Source organism: Chitinophaga polysaccharea (assembly GCF_902150045.1).
Lineage (GTDB): Bacteria > Bacteroidota > Bacteroidia > Chitinophagales > Chitinophagaceae > Chitinophaga > Chitinophaga polysaccharea_A.
In genome coordinates this window covers 1229810-1241052 of record NZ_CABFVU010000001.1, presented here as the reverse complement: position 1 = coordinate 1241052, position 11243 = coordinate 1229810, and the positions used below count along the sequence as shown (strand labels likewise).

Below are 11243 nucleotides of genomic sequence, written 5' to 3'. Positions count from 1 at the left end.
ATCGTGAAACGCTTATTTTTGCGTTATGCTCGCAAAATTTTTCCATCTCACCGAACATAAGACAACTGTAAAAAAAGAGATACTGGCAGGGTTAACCACCTTTTCCACTATGGCGTATATACTGGCGGTTAATCCCAGTATCCTGTCGCGCACAGGAATGGATTTCAATGCGCTGATCACCGCTACGGCATTGGCGGCAGCCATTGGTACGCTGGTAATGGCGTTGTATGCCAGGCTGCCTATAGGCGTGGCGCCCGGAATGGGATTGAATGCTTTTTTTGCTTATACTATTGTGTCCTCTATGGGCTATAGCTGGCAATTTGCGCTGACCGCCGTGTTCCTGGAGGGGATTATTTTTATTTTTTTGTCGATGTTCCGGATCCGGGAGGCGATCATCAACAGCATACCGGAGAACCTGAAACATGCCATTTCAGTGGGTATCGGCTTATTGATTGCATTGATAGGGATGGCCAATGCGGGCATTATTGAAACGGGTATGCACCATGTGGGCAACGGAAAACTGGACGGAGTGATCCTGAAAATGGGAAACATTACCAGTATAGGCCCCCTTATTGCATTGATAGGGCTGATTGTCAGCGCTGTGCTGATGTACCGTAATGTGAACGCTGCATTGCTGATCGGTATACTGGCGGCCACGGTGGTGGGAATCCCGCTGGGAATTACGCATCTCCCGGCAAACGGCCAGCTGGTAAGCCTTCCGCCCCCGCTGACACCGGTAGCCTTCAAACTGCAGTTTGATAAGGTATTCAGCCTGGATATGGTGATGATCCTCTTTACCCTGCTGATGGTAAATCTTTTTGATACTGTAGGTACGCTGATAGGGCTTTGTAATAAAGCCGGGCTGCTGGATGAGAAAGGACGGCTGCCCCGCGCCAAACAGGCGTTGATGGCCGACGCAGTAGGCACCACGGCGGCAGGGCTATTAGGTACCAGCGTGGTAACGGCTTATGTGGAAAGCGCCAGTGGTATTGCTGCAGGAGGTAAAACCGGTTTAACATCCCTTACGGTGGCTGTAATGTTCCTTCTCTCCCTGTTCTTTGCCCCGGTGTTTGCCATGATCCCGCAGGCGGCTACAGCACCCGCGCTGATCATTGTAGGTATGCTGATGATGGGGGCTGTTACCAAAATAGATTTCAACGATGTAACAGAAGCGATTCCTGCGTTTTTAGCTATTGTGATGATGCCTTACAGTTACAGCATAGCAGAAGGGATTGTGTTTGGTATGTTGTCTTACGTATTGTTGAAAGTATTAACCGGGCAGTACAAAAGCATCAGTCCTGTTATGTATGTACTGGCAGTGTTGTTTATCATCACTTTTCTTGTGAAGTAATTATTCTTTTAGTGTAACGGTATCATCGCCTACGTAAAGGGTATGCATCATACCACATTTAAGGGCATAGTTATTTTTCTGATGCCCTACGGGGAAATTGAAACACACGGGATAATTGAAATCCTTTACTTTTTCCAGCACCATATCGTATACTGTTCTGCCAAATTCTTCGCCCGGATCATCCGGTTTAATGCGGTTAAACCCGCCAATGATAAGACCAGCGAGGTTGTCGAGCTTATGTGAGCGCTGGAGGGTGCCCAGCATACGGTCAAGGCTATACGGATATTCCCCTACTTCTTCCAGGAACAGGATCTTCCCGTTTGTATCAATTTCAGAGTCGGTGCCCGACATACTTTGGATAATGGAGAGGTTGCCGCCGGTGATCACGCCCCGTGCTTTTCCTTTGCGGTTACGGGTATCCGGCAATACGGTGTATTGCATTTTTTTACCGGTGAGCGCCTGGTAAATAGACATGATGGTATCCTGAACAACAGGGTCTGATTTTCCGAAATCATCGGGGAAGCTATTGCACATTTTTGAGTGCAGGGACGCTATGCCGAAATGCCGTCCGATATGGCAATGCAGTACTGTCGCGTCGCTAAATCCGATCACCCATTTGGGTTTCCGCTGAAAGTGTGAGAAATCGAGCTTGTCAATGATCCGCGCGGTGCCATAGCCTCCACGGCCACACATAATTGCTTTTATATCATCATCGTTCAGCATGGTCTGCAGGTCCGCAAGCCTTTTGGCATCAGTTCCGCCGAAGCTGTAGTCGCGGTCGCCAACGGTTTTGCCTATACGTACATTAAACCCCCAGCTTTCCATAATACGGATAGCAGGTTGTATTTCATCCCTGTTAATGTATCCCGCGGGACAGGTAATGCCAATGATATCGCCGGGCTTCAGATAAGGAGGAACAAGTGGCTCCTTCTTATCTGAAGGAACGGATAATCCAATGCCGGCAAGTGTTTGCAGCGCAGGTAATCCTGCGCCGGTGGTAATAAGGGCAGACAAAAAGTGTTTCCGGTTCATACGCTTAAAATAAGCATATTTCGCCAGATAACTATACTGTGATCATTTCGCGGATAGACCAGTGGGCAACGTATTGTTCATCTTTCAACCGGATGATGTCAATAATGCGGAGAGTAGCTTTCCGGCCGGTGGGCGCCTGGCCCATAAAAGGAGCGGAGAAGGTTCCTGTAAATGCTTTATGGGTAACTACTTTATCATCTTCCGCTATCATATCAAAAATTTCCAGCTGAAGATCCGGCATAGCAGGATGTAACAATTTTAAAATAAAATCGCGGGTGGCATTGCGGTCCTTGCTGCCTTCCGGCGCCGTATGATTTACAAAGTCCGGCGCAACGATTTCTTCAAACGCCTGCAAGTTGCCTTTCACCAGGAACTCTTCATTGAAGCGTTTTACCACTGCCTTATTCTTTTCGGATAATGTTTGCATCTTCTTTCTTTTTTATGCACACAAAATTATCGCGGAATATTTACGGCCGGTAACGGGAAAAGCTCAGATGATCGCCTTTTTGGCTCTGATATGATTGGGAGTGAGGCCATAGCGCTGTTTGAAGATGCGGATAAAATGCGATGAGCTTTCAAAGCCACAGGTGGCGGCTACTTCGGCTACCTGCTGTGTAGTGGATTCCAGCAATGTGCGTGCATAAGACAGCCGTTGTTCATTGATCCACCGGCGCGGGGATATTTGATACTGCTGTTGGAAATCACGTTTAAAAGAAGCCAGGCTGCGGCCGGATAACCTTGCCATCTCATCCAGGGTAACCGGTTGAAACAGGTGTTGCTTTACAATGAATGTAATGTCCTGTGGTTGCGCATATACAATCTGCTGCATAAAGGCAAGTACGGAAGCATGCTGTGGTGTACCCAGTAATAGGAGGAATGCCTCGTATAACTTTACAGACAGCAAGGCAGCCAGCGTAGATGGCTCCTGCCTGAAGTAAGCAGTATACTGCTCCCTGAAAGCCTCCAGCAAAGGGGTTACCGGGACTGTGAGATAGTTGGTGGCAGCAGCTTTTACCGGCGTTGTATAATTGTATTTGTGCAGGAACCTGCGCAGTTGTTCATCTGAAAAATATAACAGCAAACTTTGAAACTGTAATCCATCTTCCACAAAATCCGACATCACATAGAAGCCACGTTTCATCAATAGTATAGAGCCTGCTTCTACTTTCACGGTGTGATGGTCGAAATGTAAAAGTTTATGCCCTGTTAATACAAATATCATTACATTTTCCGTCAGGAATATGGTGCGCTTATCGGCCCTGTTTCTTTGCTTTAGCTGGGCAAAATGGATGTTGCCTGCTTTAAGGATCTGTTGTCCCTCCTGGTTTGTTGGAAATTTGACTAACATAGGATAAAGGTAAGGGAAATTGATTTTTAACCTTTCCACATCCCAAATGTTATTATGGCAGCATTTTTGAATCCATTTCCAAAACCTGATGCTATGCGTCTCCTCTTTTTTTGCTTATCACTTCTATTTGTTACCACTGTGGTAACCGCCCAGAAAAGCGCCTGGCTTATTACACCCGGAAAATCTATAGGACAGATAAATCTTGAAGCTCCTGCCCAGAGCCTTTCCGTATTGGGAAAACCGGATGGCGGCGATGCAGCCATGATGAAAGCATGGCGCATCTGGTACAGCCGCAGAAAAGATAACAGCATCGATTCATCACATATGCTGGCGGTATTTACTGCTATGCGTACCCAGGATACGCAGTTTGTAAAACAGATACGGGTTAATTCACCGAAATTCAGAACCAGTAAGGGAGTAGGACCGGGAAGTACTATTGCCGCTATCAGGAAAGCATATCCCGGTGTGGAGAAAGCGCAGGCTTATGAATCGGCAAATAAAGCAAGAAAGATTGTGGTATATGAAGACAAAAAACTGGGAATTGCCTTTGAAACGGCTAATTCCCGGAGCAGGAAACCGGTATGTTCCATGGTAGTTGTTTTTGATCCCGGTGAATCAGCTGCGGGTGTCCTGGATTTTCATACGGGGTTTGATCTTATGAACCCCGTAGTTCCATAGTTTTTTGCCGGGCTTCTCTTTTTCTCTGTCGGGCCGGGATCTACAAAGCACCGGCCATTATGCGCAATTGATAAACTCTCCTTTTTAGAAAATTCATAAATGGAGGGATAAGCCATTTGGTTACTATAACCGCTAACTTTTATGGATCATTTTATCTTGTGTTCTTTACACCCTATATTATAACTGACAGCGACGCCGGCTATACCATGAATATCGGGGTTATATTGATTGTTATTAAAGAGATAAGAAAAACTAACACCGAATGAGTGATGACTAACCGGGAATCTTATCCCCGTACCAAGCGCAACGCCCGATACATGTACCTGGTTGGTGGTTACTTCTTCATCATCCACAAATTCCACACTGCGGGTGGAGTTCTGAAATCCATAACCTGCTCCTGCATAAAATCCCCATTTTGTAAAAGTTTTCCTGGTGGCCGCGTTCCCGTAATTCCATGTTAAAAGGAACGGTACGTTGGCCATGAAGATACTGGTAGAATTGCCACCGGTACTACTGTTGTAATTATCACCGATAGAGGTGCCAAGACCAAGCTGCACACCGGCAGAGATAACCGATTTATCGGAGAAACGTATCATGTTCAGCCGGGGAGAATAAACGATTCCTCCACCCAGGAAATTATGTGTGGAAAATAATCCGCCGCCTATTGCATGGGAAAACAAGGGCGATTGCGCCCGGGCAGTAACACATTGTATTAAAAAGCATCCTGCACACAGTAATGCGTATGGTCGTAACATTGGTACCGGGAATAGTTTCAGAGATACTGCGTTAGCGTTAAAAAACTACCTGGTGTGTAGCTTTAATCACTGAAATAACAAATATACTTTGTGTATGGCTCAGATTATCCAACTCACCAAGTTTGTTCACATAAAATTCACGGTATTCGTCCATGTCTTTCACCTGTACCTTGATCATGAAGTCGAATTCACCGGAGATATTAAGGCATTCCGTTACTTCTGTAAAGCTGAGTATTTCCTGGATAAATTTCCTGCCGCATTTTTTATTGTGTTCTTTCAGTGTGATATAACATAACACGGTAAGGCTCTTATTAATTTTCCGGGGATCTACTATGGCGGCGTATTGCTTGATAACGCCTGCCTGCTCCATCTTCCGTATACGTTCATATACCGGGGTAGTACTGAGGTTTAACTGACGGGCTATATCCCGGATGGTCATTTTAGCATCCTCTTGTAATAATTTCAGGATGCCAAGATCTTTCTCATCCAGGTTTAATTGTATATCCGTATTATTTTCTTTTTTACCGGCCATGAGTATTTCAATTTGGAACAAATATCTGATTTATTGAAAGATAATAGCTGTTTATTCTAATTTTTTAATAATTAAATGTCGTTTGAGATGTTTTGCTAGGTTTGTGCCGTGAAACGAAAACAGATTATATTGACCGTAGCCTGTATGGCTATTTTCTTTGAAGCGCTGGATGTGTCTGTGCTTAATATGGCCATTCCACAGATGGAATCATTTTTCCATTTCGGTGTAAACGCCATTCAGTGGGTGCAAACAGTGTATGTATTATTTTATGCAGGATTTGTATTACTTGGCGGCAGGTTGGCAGATACCGTCGGGAAGAAGAAAGTATTTGTGACAGGCGCCAGCTGTTTTGTGATGGCATCCCTGGTGGCGGGATTTGCCACAGGCTTTTCCTGGCTGCTGATATGCCGGGCCTTGCAGGGAGCAGGCGTGGCGCTGGCCATCCCGGCAGCAATGGCTGTTATTACCAATACCTTTACTGAACCTGCTGAAAGGAACCGTGCCTTTGGTGTTTTTGGCGCCACTGCTGGTATCGGGTTTGCTACGGGGCTGGCTACGGGCGGCTTAATCAGTAATTATCTTGGCTGGCAATGGGTGTTTTTTATTAACGTGCCGGTAATAGGATCGGCTATTATACTGGCCATGATCTATATTCCGGCAGACGAAAAGCCGGTGATAAAGCCGGAGCATAACCTGTTGAGCGCTCTGCTGATCACCTGCCTTATGATGCTGGCGGCGTGGCTTATCCATGATCTTGGTAATATTGCTCATCACTTTGTTCAGTACGGTTTGTGGTTGCTGTTGTTCCTCGCCGCAGGTATATTTTTTATACGCCGGGAACGCGTACATCCTTCACCGTTAGTAAACTTCCGCTTGTTCCGGTTACACGGAGTGATCACAGGAAACATTGGTGCAGTAATGCTTGGCAGCATCTTTCTGAGTTATATCTTCATGCTTACCTTATACCTGCAAAAAGATCTCCGTTTCACATCCTCACAAGCGGGGCTGCTGTTATTCCCTTTCAGTATTTTATCCGGTATTGTTTCGAAATTCATACTGCCACATCTTTTCAGAACATTGGGTGTAATAAAAACAGCCATGCTTGGTAATACATTTATGGGGGGCGGCATCCTGTTTTTTATGGCCAGTTATTTTACGGATTATTCTTTTTTATTTATTCTCTGCGCAGCTGCCTGTATTAATTCATTTGGTATGGCTATCACATTTCCCTGCGTCACCATCCTGGCAGTGCAATCTGTACCGGAGCCGCAGCAGGGGCTTGCCTCGGGGATCAACGGTACGGCCAATGCATTGGGAGGCGGACTGGGCCTATCTTTATCAGCACTGGTGATGCAGCTGGCAGCAACAAAAGGCTGGAGCAGTTATAGTGTCGCGTTAACCATGCTGGTGATCATTGCGGTGCTGTCTGTTGTACAACTAGGGGTGTTCTACCGGAAGAATGCCTCAGCTCCCGGTATTGTGGCCGTTCACCCGTAACAGCTCTTTCAGGTCTTCAAGGGTATTGATCTCTGCTACTGGCTTGTCTTTCCTCCAACGGTTAATACGTGGGAAACGCAGGGCAACGCCGGATTTATGACGGTTGGAAGCGGCAATGCCTTCAAAGGCAATTTCAAATACCAGTTGGGGTTGCACTGTTCTTACCGGTCCGAATTTTTCAAGGGAGTGGCGTTTGATCCAGTTATCAACTTCGGCAATTTCTTTATCTGTAAGGCCGGAATAGGCTTTGGTAAAGGGTACCAGCTGATCCCCGTCTTTCACGGCAAAAGTATAATCGGTATATAAATTTGAACGACGGCCATGGCCTTTCTGTGCATATATCATCACCGCGTCTATGGTGAGCGGGTCAATTTTCCACTTCCACCAGTCGCCACGCTTGCGGCCTACCTGGTAAGCAGCAGCCTTTCTTTTGAGCATTAATCCTTCGCTGCCTTTATCGCGCGACTGTAACCGTAGTTGTGTTAATTCATCCCAGCTACCGAAAATAATTTCCGGTGATAATTGTAACACTGGTGCCTGTATGTTTTGCACCAATGTTTCCAGCAGGGCACGCCGTTCTGCCAGTGTTTTTTCCCGGATATCTGTTCCTTCCCATTCCAGCAGGTCATAACTAAGGAAGATGACCGGCGCTTCCTGCAGCTGTTTGCGGGTTACATTTTTACGGCCAATCCTTGTTTGCAGTGTCTGAAATGGCAATGGTAATCCATCGGCAAAAGTGAGTATTTCCCCATCCAATACAGTTCCATCTGGTAATGCAGTATTCAGGGGAACAAATTCCGGGAACTTCTCGGTGATCAGTTCTTCTCCCCGCGACCATACGAACAGTTGTCCTTCCCGCTTGATGATCTGCCCGCGGATCCCATCCCATTTCCATTCCGCCTGCCATTCTTTTTCCGTTCCCAATGTTCCGGGCGGTCCTTCCAGCGCGTAAGCCAGATAAAATGGGTAGGGCCGCGACGCGTCTGCACCGGTGGTATGCTGATGTAACAATTCTTCGATGGTAACATTATGCGGATCCCAGTTGCCGCTGATCATATGTGAAAGGGTAGCAGGCTCGATGTCGTAAGTTCTGGCCAATGCGTTCACCATCATTTTCTGCGACACGCCTATACGAAAGCCCCCGGTGATCAGTTTGTTGAACACAAACCTTTCCCCGTTATCCAAAGCATCCCATGCCTGTAAAATAAAAGCCTGTTTGGTTTCTTCCGTTGCCTTTTCCAGTTGCTGCAACTGTTCCAGCCAGTAATGAAGAGGGGCAGCCACAGGATTTGTCCGCGGGGGAAGCAGTAATGCGATAGTTTCACCAAGATCGCCTACTGTATGATAACATTCTTCAAAAAGCCAGTCGGATAACCCCGTAACCTGTATGCACCATGTTTTAAGCTGTGTGCTGTTAACCGTCCGTTTAGGGCGTCGCCCGGAAAACAAGGCCAGCACCCATGTTTTATCTTTATCCGGCGCTGTGGCAAAGTATTGGCTCAGCGCCCCCAGCTTCTCGTTGGTTTTGGTGCTGTTGCTTAATAATTGTACCAGTTCAGCAAATTGTTGCACGGTTTAAGATTCTGGGTTATTAATAATTTCTTCATCGCCATAGGAAGTAGTTACTTCTCTGGCGGCAATACCTTTCTCTGTCAGATAACGGGCAAATACGCTGCTGAAGCCATGTGTGGAATATACCTGTTCGGCGCCGGTAGCGGTAACTGCGTCCAGCAGCCCGGCCCAGTCGGCATGATCAGATAACACAAAGCCCGCATCCGCATTCCTGCGCCGCATATTACCGCGTACCTGCATCCAGCCGCTGCAGATGCCCAGGGAATAAGGCTGGAACCTGCGCATCCACACATTATCTTCTGCCGAAGGCGGTGCAATGATCACAGCATTCTTAAAAGCTGTTTTTGGTGTTTCAGGAGTGATCCTTTCCACGGGAGGTAAAGGCCAGCCTTCCTGTAACAGTACTTCATGCGGAATGGCAATGGCGCCATGCGCCAGGAAGTGATCCACTTTATCTTTCAGGTGATACAGCAGCCGTTGTGCTTTACCAAGACTGTAAGCCAGCAGTACACTGGCTTTACCGGCCTGCTGGTTTTCGTATATCCATTGGGTGATACCATTGAAGATCTGTTGCTGAGGCGCCCACCGGTAAATGGGCAGGCCGAAAGTAGATTCTGTGATAAAGGTATGGCAGCGGATGGGCTCAAACGGGGCCGATAGCCCGTCGTTCTCCAGTTTGTAATCGCCGCTGGCTACCCACACTTCTCCATCCTGCTCTACCCGTATCTGTGCTGAGCCAATAATATGACCTGCGGGATGCAGGGACACTTTCACGCCATTAAAGAAAATCGTTTCCCCGTAAGCAGCGCCCTGCACCTTTATATCGTTACCAAGGCGTAGCCGTAGCAAGGGAACACTGGCATTTTCACATAAGTAGTATTGATTTCCCCAGCGGGCATGGTCAGAATGCGCATGTGTGATCACAGCGCGCTTAACGGGTTTCCAGGGATCAATGTAGAAATCCCCGGCAGCGCAGTATATGCCGTTATCGGTGAATTGCAGCACGTTCATATAGGGAATGTACGCAAAAAAAATCGTGCCACGACAACCATCGTGGCACGATTCAGATGATGTTGCAAGGCAACTATTTATTCATTTTAATATCTGCGCTGTCCCCCTTCTGGATAATGTAGATATTTTTATTTTCAAAGTAGGAAGGTGTTTGTTCTCCTTCTTTCAGGTACACCGGCAGGAAGTTGTAATTAGTGATCACTTTAGGTGCATTACTCACCATGCTGTTGAAATAAACGCCATTTGAGTACAGCAGCTTTATAAAATAGTAAGTCAGGTCAAAACCTTTGAAAGCCATGTCCGACGGGCGTGCTTTATATACCCTGCGGAAATAATCAGAAATATACCGGCTGTAGTAGTCTGTTTTGTCGTTGAAATAGGGAGATGAATAGTATACCTGTAAGCCTTTAAACTCGGGTTCTTTCAGCTTGATCACATCCCAGGTGGGCATACCAAAGATCTGCAGGGGATAAGTGGCGGCGGAAACGCTCAGCTTGCGCAGCATGCTTTTGGCGCCGGCTTCATCCAGGGCAGTTATAATGACAGCATTGGTGCGGTCTGTAAGCAGGTATTTGGAAATTTCTTCCGGTGTGGTAGCTTCATTCCATACTACTTCTCGGATCCTCGATTTCCGGGTGCTTTCCATTTTTTCGTAGGAAGCCTTGAAATCTGCTGCCAGTCTTGTTTCAAAGGCAGTATTCCTGCGGAACAGCACGATGTTCTTATTGGTGAAAGCGTCCTGGATATAATTCTGGAGCGCATCACAATGTGTTTTTAATGTGCTGTTGGAGATATATAAAAACGGGTTGTCGCTGATACCGCCATCGTTGGGATAGGTACCGGAAACGAAATTGATCTCTTTGCTTTTGGCAAAATCGCTAAGCTCTTTCAGTTCGGGATTGCTTACTGCTCCGAGGATCAGATCTGTTTCGTCGAGTGCTTTGCTGCGGATCAGGGAAGATACGCTCTGCCTGGCTTTGCTGTCGTATACGGTCACTTTCAGGTTATATCCCAGTTGCTGCAGGGTATCCAGTGCAAGCTGGGCGCCTTCATAAAATTCAAGACCGGGCAATACATACCGGGGCATAGTGCGGCCGGGGATTTCTGTACTGTTGGCAAAAACGGAATCGAGGTATAATGGTGCAAAGAATGCAATGTTGTAAGAGGCTTTTTTAACTTCTTTACCGAATGCAGGTACATTAAAAGGCGCCTTTGCAGCTTCTTTCTTATTATCCTCCGGTTTTTTTTCCGGTTTAGGTTTACTCAGAGATGGCGGTGGCCCGTCTACCTTACTGGTGCTTTTCCTGGTAGATGAGCAGGAGCTGATCAAAACCAATAAAGCCAATCCGGATAACAGGTGCTTAATAGAAACTAAGTGGTTCATAATTGGCGCTAATTTACAAAAATCATTCCGGGGAATGTGAAATAAAGCATTACGGAGTTATGGATAGAAGAAATTATTCTGTC

11 protein-coding genes are annotated in these 11243 nt (G+C 46.6%); 3 read left to right on the top strand and 8 right to left on the bottom strand.

All coding sequences use genetic code 11. The features are described from left to right. Positions 1-25: 25 nt before the first annotated feature. Entirely contained in the window at positions 26-1351 is a 1326-nt protein-coding gene (locus FN124_RS04975; protein ID WP_142683660.1) for an NCS2 family permease, read from the top strand. Here FN124_RS04975 and FN124_RS04970 read toward each other — a convergent pair whose 3' ends face one another. From FN124_RS04970 to FN124_RS04960, 3 genes are all read right to left on the bottom strand, one after another. After that, positions 1352-2383 (bottom strand): S66 peptidase family protein, encoded by a 1032-nt coding sequence (locus tag FN124_RS04970; protein ID WP_142683659.1) that lies wholly within the window; start codon positions 2381-2383, stop codon positions 1352-1354. Positions 2384-2414: 31 nt separating this feature from the next. Then, positions 2415-2810: an ester cyclase gene (locus tag FN124_RS04965; RefSeq protein WP_142683658.1), complete on the bottom strand. Its 396-nt coding sequence runs from the start codon at positions 2808-2810 to the stop codon at positions 2415-2417. A 63-nt stretch (positions 2811-2873) separates the two neighbouring features. Beyond that, on the bottom strand, positions 2874-3731 hold the full coding sequence (locus FN124_RS04960; protein WP_142683657.1) for an AraC family transcriptional regulator: 858 nt from the start codon (positions 3729-3731) through the stop codon (positions 2874-2876). 93 nt (positions 3732-3824) lie between these two features. Between FN124_RS04960 and FN124_RS04955 the strand changes: the two genes are divergently transcribed. Continuing rightward, a complete protein-coding gene (locus tag FN124_RS04955; RefSeq protein ID WP_142683656.1) occupies positions 3825-4409 on the top strand; it encodes a hypothetical protein in 585 nt (194 codons plus the stop codon). Positions 4410-4555: 146 nt separating this feature from the next. Here FN124_RS04955 and FN124_RS04950 read toward each other — a convergent pair whose 3' ends face one another. After that, a complete protein-coding gene (locus FN124_RS04950) occupies positions 4556-5164 on the bottom strand; it encodes a porin (RefSeq protein ID WP_142683655.1) in 609 nt (202 codons plus the stop codon). 37 nt (positions 5165-5201) lie between these two features. Next, positions 5202-5696, bottom strand: coding sequence for an Lrp/AsnC family transcriptional regulator (locus FN124_RS04945; protein WP_142683654.1), 495 nt, complete (start codon positions 5694-5696; stop codon positions 5202-5204). A 144-nt stretch (positions 5697-5840) separates the two neighbouring features. Here FN124_RS04945 and FN124_RS04940 point away from each other — a divergent pair, with 144 nt between their 5' ends. After that, positions 5841-7193, top strand: coding sequence for an MFS transporter (locus tag FN124_RS04940; protein ID WP_142683653.1), 1353 nt, complete (start codon positions 5841-5843; stop codon positions 7191-7193). Here the strand turns inward: FN124_RS04940 and FN124_RS04935 are convergent. The 3 genes from FN124_RS04935 to FN124_RS04925 form a co-directional block, all read right to left on the bottom strand. Next, positions 7161-8765: an ATP-dependent DNA ligase gene (locus tag FN124_RS04935; protein WP_142683652.1), complete on the bottom strand. Its 1605-nt coding sequence runs from the start codon at positions 8763-8765 to the stop codon at positions 7161-7163. The two genes, FN124_RS04940 and FN124_RS04935, sit on opposite strands and share 33 nt — an antisense overlap. A gap of 3 nt (positions 8766-8768) precedes the next feature. Beyond that, positions 8769-9776, bottom strand: coding sequence for a ligase-associated DNA damage response exonuclease (locus FN124_RS04930; protein WP_142683651.1), 1008 nt, complete (start codon positions 9774-9776; stop codon positions 8769-8771). Positions 9777-9849: 73 nt separating this feature from the next. Then, positions 9850-11160: an ABC transporter substrate-binding protein gene (locus FN124_RS04925; protein WP_142683650.1), complete on the bottom strand. Its 1311-nt coding sequence runs from the start codon at positions 11158-11160 to the stop codon at positions 9850-9852. Positions 11161-11243 lie beyond the last annotated feature (83 nt).